The following is a 16,374-nucleotide window of genomic DNA, read 5'->3' as shown; positions in this document are numbered from 1 at the left end:
GCACCGCCATCCCTGACAACCGTTGGCAAGGATTCCGAGTTATTTTCGAGTCATGCGATCCGGCCGACTGGTGGCGCTCCTGCTCCACCTGCAGAACCGACCCGGCGGGGCGACCGCCGCCGAACTTGCGACCGAGTTGGAGGTCTCGGTCCGCACCGTCTACCGCGACGTCGCCGCGCTCCAGTCCTCCGGCGTACCGCTGTGGACCGAGACCGGGCCGCACGGCGGGATCCGGCTGGTCCAGGGCTGGCGGACCAGGCTGGACGGGCTCACCGGGGACGAGGCCGCGGCACTGTTCCTGTCCGGCGCACCGCACGCCGCCGACGCGTTGGGCCTGGACACCGTGCTCGTCGCGGCGCAGACCAAGGTGATGGCCACGCTGCCCGCCGACCTGCGCACCCGCGCGGGTCGGGTCCGGCAGCGCTTCCACCTGGACGCGCCGGGCTGGTTCCAGCGGGACGAGGACGTCCCGTGCCTGACCGAGATCGCGAGCGCGGTGTGGACCGGTCACCGACTGGACCTGCGCTACGCGCGCCGCGATCGCGAGGTGACCCGCAGACTGGACCCGCTCGGCCTCGTGCTCAAGGCCGGCGTCTGGTACCTGGTCGCCCGTCACCGCACCGACATCCGCAGCTACCGGATGTCCCGGGTGGTGGCCGCGGCCGCCCGGCCGGAGCGCTTCGAGCGTCCCGACGGCTTCGATCTCGGCGCGTGGTGGGCGCACAGCAACGACGACTTCGCCCGCTCCCTGCTGCGGTCGGCCTGCGTGATCCGGGTGTCGCCGTTCGGATTGGGGCAATTGCCCCGGGTGTTCGGCCCGGTGGTCGCCGCGGACGCCCTCGCCTCGGCCGGGCCGCCGGATCCCACCGGTTGGCGCGAACTGCGACTGCGCACCGAATCCGAGGAGGTCGCGGCGGGCCAACTGGTCGCATTGGGACCGCACATGGAGGCGGTGTCCCCGCCGAGCCTGCGCCGCGCCCTGGCCGAGATCGGCGCGGCGATCGCGGCCCGCCACGAGTGCGCGGAAGATCCCTCGCAAGGCTGACGGCGCCCCCCTTGCGGCGTGTGTCGAGTCCGGCCACGACATTTCGGGAACCCGGGGTCGGATGCGGATCGTTGGTACGGAGCAGGTGGACGCAGCGTGACGAATCGTCGACTCCGGTCGGCGACATACCCCACCGGTACGGGCCTCCCCTAGGGGTAGGGGTCGTTCGGCGTACCCGGGGTCCTCCCTGCGTAGGACGACCGGATCTGTCCTTCGAGAGGATTCGCGAGGCCCTCCTCCCCCCTACGGTGATCGTGTGCACTGCAAATCGCGGGGCGCGCCACCGTTACCACCTCATCTGGGGGACAGACTCGTGACCACGGCCACGGCTGCCATGACCGACGCGGACTCCAGGGGCACGATCGCCGCCCGCGCGCAGCAGCTCACCAAGGCGTACGGCGAAGGCGAGACCCGAGTCGTCGCTCTCGACAGCGTGGATGTCCAGATCGGTCGCGGTCAGTTCACCGCGATCATGGGCCCCTCCGGCTCCGGCAAGTCGACCCTGATGCACTGCCTCGCCGGCCTCGACTCGGTGAGCAGCGGCAAGAGCTGGATCGGCGACACCGAGATCACCGGCCTGAAGGACAAGGCACTCACCAAGCTCCGCCGCGACAACATCGGCTTCATCTTCCAGGCGTTCAACCTGCTCCCGACGCTGACCGCGCTGGAGAACATCACGCTGCCGATGGACATCGCGGGCCGCAAGCCGGACAAGGCCTGGCTGGACACCGTGATCGAGACCGTCGGCCTGCGCGACCGGCTCAAGCACCGCCCGAGTGAGCTCTCCGGTGGTCAGCAGCAGCGTGTCGCGTGTGCCCGCGCGCTGGCCAGCCGGCCGGAGATCATCTTCGGCGACGAGCCGACCGGCAACCTCGACTCGCGCTCCGGCGCCGAGGTGCTGGCCTTCCTGCGGCGCAGTGTCAACGAGCTCGGTCAGACCATCGTGATGGTCACCCACGACCCGAACGCCGCGTCCTACGCAGACCGGGTCCTGTTCCTGGCAGACGGTCGAATCGTCGACGAGATGCTGCGTCCCACGTCCGACGCCGTCCTGGAGCGCATGAAGCGCTTCGACGGCGCCCGGACCAGCTGAAACAGGCGGAGAGCCCCCCACCATGTTGAAAGCCACGTTCCGCAGTTTCCTCGCCCACAAGGGGCGAATGGTGCTGTCCGCCCTGGCAGTGCTGCTGTCGGTCGCGTTCGTCTCCGGCACCCTGGTATTCACCGACACGATCACCAAGACCTTCGACGACCTGTTCAAATCCACCGCGTCGGACGTCTCGGTCAAGCCCAAGTCCGAGTTCGACAAGGACGACCTCGCGATCACGGGGGAGACGCCCACACTGCAGCGATCGGTGATCGACAAGATCGCCAAGGTCGATGGCGTCAAGGAAGCGCACGGCAACGTCAGCCTCGAGTCGCTCACCGTGGTCGACAAGCACAACAAGTCGGTGGGCCCGTCCTCGGGTGCCCCGACCATCGCCACGAACTGGTTCGAGACCGACCGCACGCCGGTCAAGATCACCAGCGGTGCCGCGCCCAAGGGCCCGGCCGAGGTGATGATCGACGCCGACACGGCGGACAAGAAGCACGTCAAGATCGGTGACGAGCTGCGGGTGATCGCGCCGAACGGCGAGTTCCCGGTCAAGGTAAGCGGCATCGTCACCTTCACCACCACCAACCCCGGTGCGGCGCTGCTCTCGTTCGACAACGCGAGCGCGTCGCAGCGACTTCTCGGGGACGCGAACCTGGTCACCTCGGTGTCGGTGTCCGCCGCCCAGGGGGTCAGCGACAAGGACCTCAAGCTGCGCGTGCAGCAACTGCTCAACGACCCGAAGACCTTCGAGGTGCAGACGGCCGCGGAGTCCGCCAAGGACGCCAACGACCAGTTGAGCGGCTTCCTGAACGTGATGAAGTACGCGATGCTCGGCTTCGCCGGTGTCGCCGTGCTGGTCGGCATCTTCCTGATCTTCAACACCTTCTCGATGCTGGTCGCCCAGCGCACCCGCGAGTTGGGCCTGATGCGGGCGATCGGGGCGAGCCGGGCGGACGTGAACCGCTCGGTGCTGCTGGAGGCGGTCCTGCTGGGCGTGGTCGGCTCCACGCTCGGTCTGCTGGCCGGTCTCGGTCTGGCCGTCGGGCTCAAGGCGCTGATCAGCGCGGTCGGGATCAACCTCAAGGGCACGTCCCTGGTGATCAAGACCGCGACCCCGATCGTGGCCTACCTGGTCGGCGTGATCGTCACCGTGATCGCCGCGTACGTGCCGGCCCGTCGCGCGGGCCGGGTCGCCCCGATGGCGGCGCTGCGCGAGGCGGGTGCGCCGCCGCAGAAGTCGATCAAGACCCGCTCGATCATCGGCGCGGTGTTGTTCGGCCTGGGGGCACTCGCGCTGGTCGCGGGGGCCACCGCGGAGAACGGCGGCCAGGGCGGCGGATTCCTGGGCCTGGGCGTGCTGTTCACGCTGCTCGGCTTCATCGTGTTGGCGCCGCTGCTGGCCCGCACGGTGGTCCCGGCGCTGGCGTCCTGGTACCCGAAGCTGTTCGGCTCGATGGGCCGGCTCAGCCGGGAGAACGCGCTGCGCAACCCGCGCCGCACCGGCGCCACGGCGTCGGCGATCATGATCGGTGTCGCGCTGGTCAGCGGCATGGCGGTCGCGGCCTCGTCGATGTCGGCCTCGTTTGACAAGCAGATCGACAAGTCCCTGGGCGCCGACTACACCATCCAGTCGCTGACCGGAACCTTCCCCGAGACCATCGTCCAGGCGGCGCGCAAGACTCCCGGCGTCGGCGAGGTGGTCGCGCAGACCCTGAGCAACGCGACGGTCACCGCGGACGGCAAGTCCAAGAAGGACTTCATCCTCGGCTCGGAGCCGGGCATGGACGCCACGCTCAAGACCACCTACCTCCAGGGCAGCGGGGACGCGGCCATCGCGGCGGGCAAGGCGGCCATCGGCGAGGACTTCGCCAAGGACCACCACCTCGGCATCGGCGGCAAGATCGAGATCGGCTTCCCGAACGGGCAGAAGACCACGGTCGAGGTCGGCGCGATCCGCAAGAAGTCCGACGATGTCATCGGTGTGGGCGAAACGCTCGTGATCCCGAACACGATCATGAAGAAGTTCGTCCCGAACGTGCAGTACCAGAGCGTGAGTGTCAACGCGGCGAGCGGTCAGGACGAGAAGAAGGTCGGCGCGGCGCTCAAGGCGGCGCTCGATCCCTTCCCGCAGGTCAAGGCCCGTGACCAGAGCGACTACAAGGAACTGATCGGCAAGCAGATCGACACGTTCCTGTACCTGATCTACGGTCTGCTCGGCCTGGCGATCATCATCTCGATCCTGGGCGTGATCAACACGCTGGCGCTGTCGGTGGTCGAGCGCACCAGGGAGATCGGCCTGATGCGGGCGATCGGCGCCTCGCGCCGGCAGATCCGCCGGATGATCCGCCTGGAGTCGATGGTCATCGCGACCTTCGGCGCCCTGGTCGGGCTCGCGCTCGGCATGGCGTGGGGCATCGGCGCCCAGCGCCTGCTGGCCAAGCAGGGTCTGGACGTCCTGGAGGTCCCGTGGGGCACGGTCATCGGCATCGTGATCGCCGCGGCGGTGGTCGGCCTGCTGGCCGCCGTGATGCCCGCCTTCCGGGCGGCGCGGATGAACGTCCTGCGGGCGATCGCGACCGACTGATCCACCCCGGGTGACGCACCCATGAAGCAGCCGGCTCCCCATCCTCCCCCCTTGGGGAGCCGGTGACCGAAGAGCCCCCGAACCACCTTGCGCAGGTGGTTCGGGGGCTCTTTCGCGTACGGGGGGTGCCGGGTTCGGGCGGGCTACGCGCCGGCGGTCTCCCGGTGGGTCTTCAACGCCCGGCGGCAGACCTGGTCCGCCTGGCGGGTGGTTTCCGGGAGGCGGTAGCGCGGGGTGAGGGCCAGCACGTGCGCACACGCCGTGTCCAGGTCGACGCCGTGGCCGATGGACACGAACACCGGCCTGATCGCCTCGCGGGTGCGCAACGCGCGCCCGACCACCTCCCCTTCGTGCACGATGTCGGCCGCGGCGCCCCGCTCGACCGCCGGCGTCTCGTACGCGCCGACGAAGAGCGTCTTGCCGACCCCGACGGCCGGCAGCCCGGTCAGCACGCCGAGGTGGCAGGCCAGGCCGAACCGGCGCGGATGGGCCAGGCCCTGCCCGTCACAGACGAGCAGGTCCGGCGTGGTGCCGAGTCGTCCGAGCGCGGCCAACAACGCCGGCACCTCCCGGAAGGCGAACAGGCCGGGCACGTACGGAAACGTCGCCACCCCGTGCACGACGGAGCGCTCCACCACCGCATGCGTGCGGGCGTCCAACACCACTACGGCGGCGGCCAGTTCGTCCGAGTCCTCGGCGTAGGCCACGTCCAACCCGGCGACGAATCGCACATCCCGAGGGCCCGGCCCGGGCCCGACGGTGTCCAACGACGGCCGCAACCGGTCCTGCACGGCCAACGCCTCGGCGACCGTCCGGGGCCAGGGCTCGGTCGCGTCGGTCGCATCGGGCGCGCGGGTCGCGTCGGGCGCGTCAGGCGCGCCGGCCGCTTCGGTCGCCGAGGAAGTGCTCATCCCGGAACGCTATCGCCGCGGGTGGTGCACCGAGCCGCTCGATGTCGCCGGTCGGCACCGCCCACGCGGCGGGCCCGGGGACCGGGCGCCGGGCGGGAGGTACCGCCCGCCGGCCCGGCAGCGGCACCCGGGCGTGGGCGCCGGTACGGCCGACGCCGAACTCGGCGGTGGCGCCCAGGTAGGTGCGGGCCTGATCGCGGGTCAGGCCGTGGCCGGCGACCAGCAGTTCCTCGCCCTGGGCGGTGCACCGACGCAGCGCCAGGGCCGGATCGGCGGCGATGCCCAGCGGGATCAGCGTGTCCGCCGTGCTCGCGAACGGGTGCCGCAGGTTGCCGAATCGGGTGCGGACCTGCGCGTAGGGGATCACCTCGACGCGCAGGGTCACCTTGAGCGGCCCCTCCAGCGCCGCACCGCGGCCGTGTGCCAGGCGTGGGCCGCCGAGGTGGAGCAGGGCGCCGGCGGTCCGTACCGGCAGGTGCAGGGTGGTGCCCGCGCCCAGGAACGGCAGGTCCAGGTTGCCGCCGTGCGACCCGGCCCGGGTGGACAACCGGCGCAGGCCGTCGGGGGTGGCCACGCCGAGGACCGCCAGGCTCGGGCGCAGGGGCAGGGTCAGCTCGCCGGCCGGGGTGGGGATGCGGGCGAGGCCGTCCCGGATCGGGCACACGGTGACCGGCGGGGTGCCCCGGCCCCGGCCGTGCCGCTCGGTCAGGACGCCGTAGCCGGTGCGCGGGGCCAGGTCGAGCAGGTGCACCGCGAGTACGTCGCCCGGCCGCGCGCCGGCCACCGCGATCGGGCCGGTGATCACATGCGGGCCGTCCACGACCGGATCGTGCGTGAGATCGGACGCGGCGAGCGCGTGGTGGTCGGCCGGCACCCGGTCGGCCGGGATGTGGTGCCGGCCGAAGAAGGCCGCCGGGTCGCGGCCCTGTTCGCCGAGCAGGCCCTCGTGCGACACCGTGTCCACGGTCAGCGTCTCGCCCGATTCGGCGAGCAGGACGGGCCGGTCCCGGGCGCCGGGCAGCCAACCCCACAACACGGTGCCGGGCCGGGACGGCAGGTGTCGCGGGTGCCGCCCGGGGCCCGGTACGGCGACGGGGGGCGCCTCGGTGATGGTCATGGAAACGGTTGTACGGGTGTGCCGTTGCCGGTCGGCGTCGGTCGCGTTACGTACCCGTTTCGCCCACTCGGGGTGCTCCGTAACGACGTCGAAACGCCGACGCAACAGCCCCGGGCCACAGTGGGGCGAGCGACACGAGGATGCGGTGCGCGGCCCGCGACGGACGCAGCCGATCCGCGCGGATTCGAGTCCAGGGGGTAGCGATGAGCGACAGGATCACCTTGTTCGGTGCCACGCTGCCGGACGGACGCAGGCGCGACGTGGTGCTGCGCAACGGTCGGATCGGCCTGGTGCGCGAGCCGGGTCGGCTGAGCCGGGAAGCCTGCGCCGGCCCGGACCTGACCGGCTACCTGCTGCTGCCGGCCCCCGCCGAGCCGCACGTCCATCTCGATCGTGCGCCGACCTGGCAGCCGGTGGGCTCGGATCCGGACGGGCGCGACGGCGCGTGGCGATCCTGGCTGCTCCGGCCCGCCCGCTATCACCCCGGCGACCTGCGGCGGCGCTCATGCGCGGCGTTGCGCACGCTGGCCGGGCACGGGGTGAGCGCGGTGCGCACGCATCTGGACATCGGCGAGGGCCGTACACCCCTGCGCGCGGTGGAGGTGATGGCCGAACTGCGCGCCGAGTTCGATCGGGTGCTCGACCTGCAGATCGTCGCGCTCCCGGTGCCGGGGACGACGGACCGCACCATCGTGGACGCGGTGGGCGCGGGCGCGACGGCGCTCGGCGGGCGACCCGGGTACGCGCCGGACTGCCGGCAGGAGACCCGTCGGCTGTTGCGCCTCGCGGACCGGGCCGGGGTCGCGCTGGACCTGCACCTGGACGACGGCTTCGACCCTCGGCTGCTCGCGGTCGGCGACCTGGCCCGACTGCTGCGCGCGTCGGGCTTCGACCGACCGGTGACGGCCGGTCACCTGGCCGGCCTGAACCGGCTCGCGCCGTCCGCCCTCGGGCGGGTCGCCGAGACGATCGCGGCCTCCGGCATGCGGGTCGTGGCGCTGCCGTCGGAGCGTGGCGGCGGACTGCCGATCCGCGAACTGGTCGCGGCGGGCGTCACCGTCGCGGCCGGCGGCGACCACCTGCGCACCGCGGGCCATCCGATGGGCCTGGCCGACCCGTTGGCCACGGCAGCCGCCACCGGGTTGCCGCCCGCCCAGGCGTGGGCCGCGGTGTCCGAGCACGCCCGAAGCGTGCTGGGCCTGGCTCCCGGCGGCCTCGAACCGGGCGCCGCGGCCGACCTGTTCGCGATCCGCGCCTCCTCCCTCACCGAGGCCCTGCGCACCCGCTCCCGGGACCGCATCCTGATCCGCGGCGGACGAGTGGTCGGCCGGAACGCGCCTCCTGCTCGGCAGCCCGGCGTCCCGAGGGCCGCCTAGCCGTATCGACCCGGGAGATCGACGACCCGCCCTGGACACCGGCTCCGGCCCCGGAGCGGGACCGGCGCTCGGATGCGGAAGGGAACCGTCCGGCGCCGGTCGTGCGTGCCCATCGGGGAAGGCCCGGGCGGCATCGGCTCGGGCGTTGCTCCGCACGAAGCCGCCGGCCTTGGAGTCCACGTGCACCCACGATCGGATGTGCTTCCCCTCTCGCCGCGTTCGACCCGGCGGGCCGTCTCGGTCACGCTCGGTCTGCTCATCGCGTTCATCGCCCTGGTCACGTGCCTGCACGATCCGCGACGGGAGCCCGACGAGGGTGCCATCGATGCGTATCTGCGGCGGTACGTCCGGCTGCTCAACGCGCGGGACACGGACGGCCTGCGCGGCAGGCTGCATTCGCGCGAGGCGCGTACCGACGCGGCGGTACGCGTCGCGGTGTTCGGCGGTCAGGGGTGGACCGACCTGAGGTTTTCTCGGGAGCAGCAGTTCTACGGCGTGTATCGGATCGTGTTGACCGCCGTGCGGACCGACACCGGTGCCCGGGTCGCGGTGGTCGAACACCTGGTGTGGGGCGGTGACAACACCTGGTCGCTGAGCCCGTACGTGCCGGGCGCCGGCGGGTGGCCCGGGTAAGGGACGCGCTCGGATCGGTGGGACGAACGCCAAGAGCGCGTCAACAGGGGGCCGTGCGGCCCGATTCGGGGCGAGGCTTGAAAGCGGTCGAAAGGAGGCCGCCATGTTCGCCACGATTCGTCGGGTCACCGGAATCCGCCGCACCGCCTCGATCCGCCGGGCCGACGCCCGCCGAGTCGAGGGCGATCCACAGGCCGTCGTGGTGCCGATCGCCCGGATGGACGTCGCCGCCGTCGCCGCGCTGTCCGCCGCTCGGGCGATGGCCGGTCGGGCGATCGCCGTGCATGTCACCCGGGCCGGCGAGCGGGCCGCGCGGGACGAACTGGTGGCCGCCTGGGACGCGTCCGGTGTGGATGCGCCGTTGAGCGTGGTCCACGACGAGCGTGATCGGCTCGTCGAGGCGTTGGCCACCTTCGTGCGGGGGTTGCCGGAGCGGCGGGTGGCCGTACTGCTTCCGGCCGGCGCGGCGCCGGCGCGCGGTCGGCGGCACGATGTGCTGGTCGCCGCCCTGCGCGCGGAGGGCTGTGCGATCCGGGTGGAGCGCGCCGCCGCGCCGACCGGGAGCGCCCCGACCGCGGGTCCGCGAAAGCCACTGGTCAGCGCGGCCTGACGCCGGCTCGGCTGCGCGCCCCCGGCGTCGCCGCGAGCCGGTGGGAGGGGTGTGCGCCGCCGATCCCGGAACACCACCGTTTAGGCTGCCGGGGCGTTGTGCCCATCCACCGGAGGCCGAAATGACCGAAAGCAGAGCAGGCGGACCGTCCGCGCGGCGTGGCCCCGGCGAGTTGGAGTCCGAGATCCTGTCGCTGCTGTGGACGTCGCCGACGGCGATGGGCGCGGGCGCGGTCCAGGAGCAGTTGTCCGGTGAGCTGGCCTACACGACGGTGGTGACCATCCTGTCCCGCCTGCACGACAAGGGTGTGCTCCAACGCGCCCGGTCGGGCCGCTCGTACGTGTACGCGCCCGTGTACGACGAGGCCGGGCTCGCCGCGCGACGGATGCGGCAGGTGCTGGACAAGGAGGGCGACCGGCAGGCGGTGCTCGCGCGGTTCGTCTCCGACCTGTCCACCGACGACGAGGCGCTGCTGCGCCGGCTGTTGGAAGAGGGCGGGTCGTAGTCGCGTGCGTTGGATCGTCTACCTGCCCCTGCTGCTGCCGATAACCTCGGTTCCCGTGGCCCGGCTCGCGGCCGACCACCTCGCGCCGCGCCGCGTGGTGGTCCTGCTCACGGCGCTGACCTGCGTGTTGGCGCTGTGCGCGACCATCAGCCTGGGTCTGCTGACCGTGGTGGGCACGGCGCAGCTCCCGGGGGTACCGCTGCCGGACCACTGGTCGGACCCGCAGGTGCGGGCCTCGATCCCCAATGTGCAGGTGATCGGCTCGTTGGCGGGCGCGGCGCTGGCCTCGGCCCTGGTGTGCGTCGCGATCGTGTCGCACCGGCGGCGGCGCGCGCTCGCGGCATTGCGCGCGGGGGTCGCGACGGCCGGCGACACCGAGTTGACCGTGCTGCCGACCGGCCCGCCGACCGCGTTCGCGCTGCCGGGCCGCCGACCTCGGATCGTGGTCTCGGCGTCGATGCTGGCCCGACTGGACGCGGACGAGCGACGGGCGCTGCTGGCCCACGAGCGGGCCCATCTGAGCGGCCGGCACGATCGGGTGCTGCTGGTGGCGACACTGGCGATGTGCGCGCATCCGCTGTTGCGGCCGATGCGCACGGCGATCGCGTACGCGCTGGAGCGCTGCGCGGACGAGGCCGCCGCGCGTGTGGTGGGCGATCGTCGGGTGGTGGCGCGCGCCGTGGGCAAGGCCGCGCTGGCCGGCCCGGTCACACCGCGCGGGGCGATGGCCGCGACCGGCGGCCCGGTCCCGCGTCGGGTGGCCGCCCTGCTCGCGCCGACCCCGGCCGACCGCTGGCCCACCCCGTGGAGTCGCCCCGGCGCCGCCACCCTGATCGCCCTCGGCGGCGCCGCCCTCTCCACCTGGGCCACCTGGGACGCCGCCATCGACCTGCACGCCATCCTCCTGACGGCCGACCACATGTTGTGACATCGCCCCGAGCGATACGCGTCCCGACGATGCGCGATGCGGGCGTGGCGATACCTGCCCGGGCCCGGTGGGCGGGGTCCGCGTGCTGGTAAACGGTTGACCGGCGCGGGGGTGTGTGGCCAGAATCCATGCCGTGGGGATCACGGGGACTACGCGGACGGCCGGCATCGCCGGTCATGTCGTCGCGTGCGTGATTCGTCGACACCGGATCACCCACCTGCCCGTCCCGCCCGGCACGCGCTGTCGCTAGGGCGTACGCCGGCCCCGGTTCGTCACCTTCGCCACACCCGTGGTCGACGGACCGTCACCATGCTCGATCGCCGATCCGCTCGGCGGTCCGCGGCCGCGTGCGCCCGCTTCGGATGACGTCTTCCTCCATCTGAAGGTCGAAAGGGACACCGCACTCATGACTGCCACCACCATCGCCGTATCGCCCGTCTCCGCCCGAATAGGGGCCGTAGTCGAGGGAGTTCGCCTGGGCGGCGACCTCGACGCGATCACCGTGGACACCATCCGCGGCGCATTGCACCGGCACAAGGTGATCTTCTTCCGCGGCCAGGACCACCTGGACGACGCGGGTCAGCTCGCGTTCGGCCGGTTGCTCGGCGAGCCGATCGGGCATCCGACCGCGTCCGCCGAGGGCGACCTGATCGTGCCGATCGACAGCGACCACGGGGTGGTCGCCGACCGTTGGCACACCGACGTCACGTTCGTGCCCGCGTATCCGCTCGCGTCCATCCTGCGCGCGGTGCGGCTGCCCGATGTGGGCGGCGACACGCTGTGGGCCAACACCGCGACCGCGTACCGGGATCTGCCCGCGCCGCTGCAGGCGTTCGCCGACTCGCTGCGTGCGGTGCACAGCAACCGGTACGACTACGCGGCGGCCGATCCGGACCGCTACTCCGAGGCGCAGAAGGACTATCGCGAGCTGTTCGAGTCGACCGTGTACGAGACCGAGCACCCGCTCGTGCGAGTGCACCCGATCACCGGCGAACGCGCGTTGCTCGTCGGGGCGTTCGTACGTCGACTGGTCGGCTTCGAGGCCGAGGACTCGACCGCGCTGATCGAGCTGTTCCAGAACCGCGTCACCCGGGTGGAGAACACCGTGCGGTGGCAGTGGCGCACGGGCGACGTGGCGATCTGGGACAACCGGGCCACCCAGCACCGGGTGATCGGCGACTTCGGCGCCACGCGACGGCTGTTGCACCGGGTCACCATCAACGGTGACGTTCCGGTGGGCGTGGACGGGAACAGCAGCCGAGTGCTGAAGCCCGCGGCGTAGGGCGGCCGGCCGCGAACGCCGACCGGGCCGAATTCGTGCCCGGCCGGCGTTCGCGCGCAGGAGCCGACCACGGCCGAGCACCGGCGTCGGCCGCGTTCGTGGTCCGTGGTCAGCCCGACTTTCGTGCCGTCGCCAGCCGTCGGCCCGCCTCGTCCAGGAGGCGACGCAGCTCGGCTTCGCGGGGGAGCGAGACCGGGAGGCGTTCGCCGTAGGGCAGGTGGGTGCGGGCCTTGTGCCACAGGCGGTTCGGGAGGGTTTTCGGGTCCTGGTGGTAGCGGACCTTGGTGAGCAATCCGCGCGCCTCGGCGTCGGCCGGGTTCAGGGCGAGGGTGACCGCCAGGTGTTCGGCGGCGGTGTTCCACCGGCGCGCACGCGCCGCTCGCACCGCGTCGTTGAAGTGCCGGTCGGCCAACTCGACGAGGCCCGCGAGCGCGCCCAGATCGCCACCGCACGCCGGACAGCGCTCGGTCAGGTCGGCGATCCGGCGGCGGCACAGGGGACAGGTGATCGCGAACGCCATGTCATTTCTCCAGGGAGCTCTTCGGGAGCCGCAGCCCGATGTGCGGGGAGCCCTCCCGGATCTGTTCCATCCAGCGGTCCGCGCGGGCCCGCAGCGGCATGATCCGACCTCGATAGATCTCCACGAGTCGGCGATTGCCCGCCGCCTCGTCGCGTACGTCCACCTCGGCCGCGTCTTCGGCGATGGTGTCCAGTTCGCGCAGGTAACCGTCCGCGTCCGCGCGATGGCGGCCGGCGGACGCCTGGTCCATCTCCTGGATCGAGCGGCGCAGGTACTCGACCTCCTGGAGCACCGCGACCTGGAACTCGGCGGCGGTGAACTGCTGCGGTGAACGGCCGCCGTGCAACATGCGCTCGGCCGCGTTGATCCGGTCCCGCACCGCCTCGTTGGCCAGGTGCCAGTCCATCTTGTTGCCCGCCGCGTACGCGGCCCGCCCCGTCGCCCGCAGGCCGGGGATCGCACCGCGGAAACGCTCCGCCTCGACCGGGTCGTGATCGACCAGTCGGTCGGCCAGCCGGGCCAGGAAGGCCAGGTTGTCCTCGAACTCGCCGATCGCCGGGTTCAGCGCGCTGCCCGCCGTGGTGGCCACCCGCAGGCCCTGGACCAGGGTCTCCGCCTCCAGGATCTTGTGGTGCGTCTTGCCCGGGTCGATCCGGTCCCGGACCAGCTCGGCGATCTCGGCGAGCAGCCGGTCCAGCGCCGGCCCGACCCGGATCGCGTCGGCAGCCGGGATCGCGTCCCGCTTCTCGGCCCAGCCGGTCAGCACCTGGCGGTGTCGTTCGGCCAGTTCCGGCCAACCCGGGATCTCCCGACGCGGGATGTCGATCACCGCACTGCCCTCCGCACCGACCTGCGGCAGCCGCGCCTCGGCCCGGATGCTCCAGCCCGCCTCGAATTCGAGCGTCACCTCGACGGTCGAGCCGACCGGCACGTCCGTGGGCAGGTCCCGGATCGAGACCTCGCCGATCGGTACCAGACCCTCGACCAGGCCGACCCGCAGGCTGGACCCCTGGGACGCGGTCTCCAACCGGAAATCGGTGCGGTAGGGCACCATCGTCCCGGCCCGGACCACCACATGCAGACCGTCCACCAACTCGACCGAGAAGTCGTGTGCGAGGACGTCGCCGGTCGCGTCGGAACGCGGCTTGCCGTCGGATTCGATCAGCAGTTGCCGGGCCTCGATCTCCCGCCCGTTCACCATCACCTGCACCGTGAAGCCGTTCTCCCCTTCGCGCAACGGCACGTCGGCGAACAGGAATCGGCCCTCGGCGTCGGCGGTCTCGCTCAGCTGCACCCGCCCGTCGTGCGAACCGAGCAGGATCTGCGCGCCCGCGGGCGAGGCCAGTTGCGGCCCGGCCAGCACCCGACCGCCGATGTCGGTCTCCGGCGGCAGCGCCTCGGGCCGGTCCAGCTCCAGGTGTCCGCTGCGGCTGGGCACGTTCGCGGCTTTGAGCGCCGCGCCCAACGCCACGCACAGGTCGGGGTTGAGCAACCGGGGCCCGCGCCCGAAGTGTTCGGTGAGCATCGTGGCCACCAGCGGGATCCGGGACGAACCGCCGACCATCACGATCTCGTCCAGGTCGGCGGCGGTCATCCCGGCCCGCAACAGCGCCCGGTCGCAGTCGTCCAGCGTGCCGCGGATCCGGTCCGCGATCATCTCCTCGAACTCCTCGCGGCGAATCGGCAGTCCGATGTTCATCGGGGTGCCGCGCCGGTCCTCGCAGTACTGGCTGACGATCTCGGTCTCGGGATAGCGGGACAGGTCGTGCTTGGCCCCCTCGGCGACCGAGAGCAGTTGCGCCTCGACCTTTCCGTCGGCGGGGTCCTCGGTGTCGATCGCCAGGTCGTACTCGGGCAGTTGGGCCGCGATCCAGGACACGATCCGACGGTCGAAATCGAACCCGCCCAGATAGCGGTCGCCACTGAACGAGCGGTTCTCGAAGCCCACTTCGGGGTCCCAGGTGACCACCGAGGTGTCGAACGTGCCGCCGCCGAGGTCGTAGACCAGGAACGTCTGCGGCTCGGTCAGCTCGCGGGCCCGCTCGTGGGTGTAGGCGAGGGCCGCGGCCACCGGCTCGATCAGCGTCTCGACCACCTCCAGGCCGGCCGCCTGCCCGGCCCGCGTGGTCTCGTTCTTCGCCCGGGTCTCGAAGAACGCCGGCACGGTCACGATGGCGCGCTCCACCGGCACGCCCAGGGTCTCCTCGGCCACCTGCTTGAGGTGACGCAGGATGTGCGTGGACGCCTCCAGCGGGGTCAGCCGGGCGTGGCCGGCGGTGACCACCCGGTCGGTGCCCATGTTGCGCTTGAAGAACATCGCGGGCGGCGCGCCCGGCAGTCGGGCCTTGTTCTTGGCCAACTGACCAACGATCGCCCGGCCGCTCGGGTCGATCCACACCGCCGACGGCGTGGTCGGCGAGCGGTCCGGATTGGCCACGATCAGCGAGTCGCCGACCGGGCGCAACCGGCGGGCCGCGATCAACTCCTCCTTCCCGGGGATCTCGGCGTCGGCCGGTATGGCGATGCACGAGTTGGTCGTGCCCAGGTCGATGCCGACCACGATGCTCATCTGGTGGTACCGCCTTCGTCGTTCGCGTTCGCGTCGTTCACGTCACTCGGGTCGCTCGGGTCGCTCGGGTCGCTCGTGGCATCGGGATGCGGCGGGGTCGGCTCGGCCGCCGTCGGGTCGGACACGTCGACCGGGTGCTCGGCGGCACCGCGCGCGTGCGCCGCGTCCTCGCGCCGAGCCGGCGTCGGCACGAAGCCCAGGACGACCTGGGCACGCCGGATCACCTCGCCGTCGTCCAGGAGTACGCCCGGCCGCAGCGTCTTGGTCACGATCATCGCGCCCTCGTCACCGCTGTCGGGCGCGTGCGCGACGTCCACCCGACGGCCCACCGCCGCGTACGGCTCGCCCACCGGGTCGTCGAATCGCACCCCGGCCCGGTCCAGCGCGGTGGCGAACCGCCGGGCGATCGAGGCGAGAATGCCCGGCACCGGCTCGCCCTCCAGGCTGCCACGCAGCTCGTGCAGCGCGACCGCGGCGTCCGCCGCCAGGCCGGTGTACCGCTCGTGGGTCGACTCCAACCGTTTGCGCATCTCCTCGCGGCCCGCCTCGCGTTCGCGCGCCGCCCCCCGCACCGCGTCGTACACGAGCGCGAACGGCGGGTCCAACGGGCGCTCGGGGACCGGCCGTTCGGTCTCGGTGATCGCCATCGGGTCGGCCGCGGGGTCGGCCGTGGCGTTCGCGCGATCCGCCGGTGGGTCCGCCGCGACCGAGCCCCGCTCGGGTGTCGCTGCCATCAGTGCGCCCCTTCTTCCGTCCACAACGGTACGAACTCACGCGGCGCGGGCGCCGGCACCAGGCCCGCGAGCACGCGTCGGTCGATCCCGATTCTGGCCGGGCCACTCGACTCCGGCGGGTCGGTCTCGGCGAACTCCTCGGCCAGCTCGGCCGGATCCGGTCCGGGTCGCTCGGGCCGATGGGTGAGCAATTCGGCGAGCAGCCGGCCGGCCGGGTCGGCCAGCGTCTCCTCCGCCGCGTTGACCTCGGCCGCGCTCAATACCCGTCCATGCACGGGGAAGCGGTCCGCGCTGCGGGCGATCCGCTGTCTGCGCTTGCGCACCCGGGCCTTGATCGCCGCCCGTCCGGCCAGCTCCGGATCCAGGTCCAGGATCTGAAAGACCGTGCCCCGGTAGGGATTTCGTCCCGCCTGCCAGGCCCAGGGGTTCTCCCGGGCGCTCTCGTTCGCGGTGCCGCTCATCGC

15 protein-coding genes are annotated in these 16,374 nt (G+C 72.3%); 9 read left to right on the top strand and 6 right to left on the bottom strand.

Annotated elements, in window-relative coordinates; translation table 11 throughout:
- Nucleotides 1-52: 52 nt before the first annotated feature.
- The 3 genes from ABZ374_RS07465 to ABZ374_RS07455 all read left to right on the top strand — a co-directional run bounded on the left by ABZ374_RS07465 (nucleotide 53) and on the right by ABZ374_RS07455 (nucleotide 4,725).
- Complete coding sequence (locus tag ABZ374_RS07465; protein ID WP_360307548.1) at nucleotides 53-1,045, top strand: WYL domain-containing protein; 993 nt, start codon at nucleotides 53-55, stop codon at nucleotides 1,043-1,045.
- 334 nt (nucleotides 1,046-1,379) lie between these two features.
- On the top strand, nucleotides 1,380-2,138 hold the full coding sequence (locus tag ABZ374_RS07460; protein ID WP_026218223.1) for an ABC transporter ATP-binding protein: 759 nt from the start codon (nucleotides 1,380-1,382) through the stop codon (nucleotides 2,136-2,138).
- Nucleotides 2,139-2,160: 22 nt separating this feature from the next.
- Nucleotides 2,161-4,725, top strand: coding sequence for an FtsX-like permease family protein (locus tag ABZ374_RS07455; RefSeq protein WP_360307545.1), 2,565 nt, complete (start codon nucleotides 2,161-2,163; stop codon nucleotides 4,723-4,725).
- A gap of 143 nt (nucleotides 4,726-4,868) precedes the next feature.
- Here ABZ374_RS07455 and ABZ374_RS07450 read toward each other — a convergent pair whose 3' ends face one another.
- On the bottom strand, nucleotides 4,869-5,636 hold the full coding sequence (locus tag ABZ374_RS07450; protein WP_360307542.1) for an endonuclease V: 768 nt from the start codon (nucleotides 5,634-5,636) through the stop codon (nucleotides 4,869-4,871).
- Nucleotides 5,596-6,753 (bottom strand): acetamidase, encoded by a 1,158-nt coding sequence (locus ABZ374_RS07445; protein ID WP_360307539.1) that lies wholly within the window; start codon nucleotides 6,751-6,753, stop codon nucleotides 5,596-5,598. The genes ABZ374_RS07450 and ABZ374_RS07445 overlap by 41 nt, the downstream gene beginning before the upstream one ends.
- Before the next feature lie 203 nt (nucleotides 6,754-6,956).
- Here ABZ374_RS07445 and ABZ374_RS07440 point away from each other — a divergent pair, with 203 nt between their 5' ends.
- The 6 genes from ABZ374_RS07440 (at nucleotide 6,957) to ABZ374_RS07415 (ending at nucleotide 12,087) form a co-directional block, all read left to right on the top strand.
- Complete coding sequence (locus ABZ374_RS07440; RefSeq protein WP_360307536.1) at nucleotides 6,957-8,129, top strand: amidohydrolase family protein; 1,173 nt, start codon at nucleotides 6,957-6,959, stop codon at nucleotides 8,127-8,129.
- Nucleotides 8,130-8,309: 180 nt separating this feature from the next.
- Nucleotides 8,310-8,762, top strand: coding sequence for a hypothetical protein (locus tag ABZ374_RS07435; protein ID WP_360307533.1), 453 nt, complete (start codon nucleotides 8,310-8,312; stop codon nucleotides 8,760-8,762).
- 103 nt (nucleotides 8,763-8,865) lie between these two features.
- Nucleotides 8,866-9,372: a hypothetical protein gene (locus ABZ374_RS07430; protein WP_360307530.1), complete on the top strand. Its 507-nt coding sequence runs from the start codon at nucleotides 8,866-8,868 to the stop codon at nucleotides 9,370-9,372.
- 121 nt (nucleotides 9,373-9,493) lie between these two features.
- Nucleotides 9,494-9,877 carry a BlaI/MecI/CopY family transcriptional regulator gene (locus tag ABZ374_RS07425; RefSeq protein WP_360307528.1) on the top strand — a complete coding sequence of 128 codons (384 nt, stop codon included), beginning with the start codon at nucleotides 9,494-9,496 and terminating at the stop codon, nucleotides 9,875-9,877.
- Between the two features lie 4 nt (nucleotides 9,878-9,881).
- Nucleotides 9,882-10,805 (top strand): M56 family metallopeptidase, encoded by a 924-nt coding sequence (locus ABZ374_RS07420; RefSeq protein ID WP_360307525.1) that lies wholly within the window; start codon nucleotides 9,882-9,884, stop codon nucleotides 10,803-10,805.
- Between the two features lie 406 nt (nucleotides 10,806-11,211).
- The gene (locus ABZ374_RS07415; protein ID WP_360307522.1) at nucleotides 11,212-12,087 is read left to right on the top strand and encodes a TauD/TfdA family dioxygenase; all 876 of its coding nucleotides are present in this window, start codon (nucleotides 11,212-11,214) and stop codon (nucleotides 12,085-12,087) included.
- Nucleotides 12,088-12,196: 109 nt separating this feature from the next.
- Here the strand turns inward: ABZ374_RS07415 and ABZ374_RS07410 are convergent, their stop codons facing one another.
- Genes ABZ374_RS07410 through ABZ374_RS07395 form a run of 4 tightly spaced genes read right to left on the bottom strand, consistent with a single transcriptional unit; the run spans nucleotide 12,197 to nucleotide 16,371 of the window.
- A complete protein-coding gene (locus tag ABZ374_RS07410) occupies nucleotides 12,197-12,607 on the bottom strand; it encodes a hypothetical protein (RefSeq protein WP_360307519.1) in 411 nt (136 codons plus the stop codon).
- A gap of 1 nt (nucleotide 12,608) precedes the next feature.
- Complete coding sequence (locus ABZ374_RS07405; protein ID WP_360307516.1) at nucleotides 12,609-15,176, bottom strand: Hsp70 family protein; 2,568 nt, start codon at nucleotides 15,174-15,176, stop codon at nucleotides 12,609-12,611.
- The gene (locus ABZ374_RS07400; protein WP_360307513.1) at nucleotides 15,173-15,910 is read right to left on the bottom strand and encodes a hypothetical protein; all 738 of its coding nucleotides are present in this window, start codon (nucleotides 15,908-15,910) and stop codon (nucleotides 15,173-15,175) included. Before ABZ374_RS07400 ends, ABZ374_RS07405 begins: the two co-directional genes overlap by 4 nt.
- Nucleotides 15,910-16,371: a hypothetical protein gene (locus tag ABZ374_RS07395; protein WP_360307510.1), complete on the bottom strand. Its 462-nt coding sequence runs from the start codon at nucleotides 16,369-16,371 to the stop codon at nucleotides 15,910-15,912. Before ABZ374_RS07395 ends, ABZ374_RS07400 begins: the two co-directional genes overlap by 1 nt.
- Nucleotides 16,372-16,374: the final 3 nt, after the last annotated feature.

This window comes from Embleya sp. NPDC005971 (assembly GCF_040629175.1).
Taxonomy (GTDB): Bacteria; Actinomycetota; Actinomycetes; order Streptomycetales; family Streptomycetaceae; genus Embleya.
Note: the sequence above shows the minus strand (reverse complement) of the source record. Positions and strands in the feature narration are given on the sequence as shown.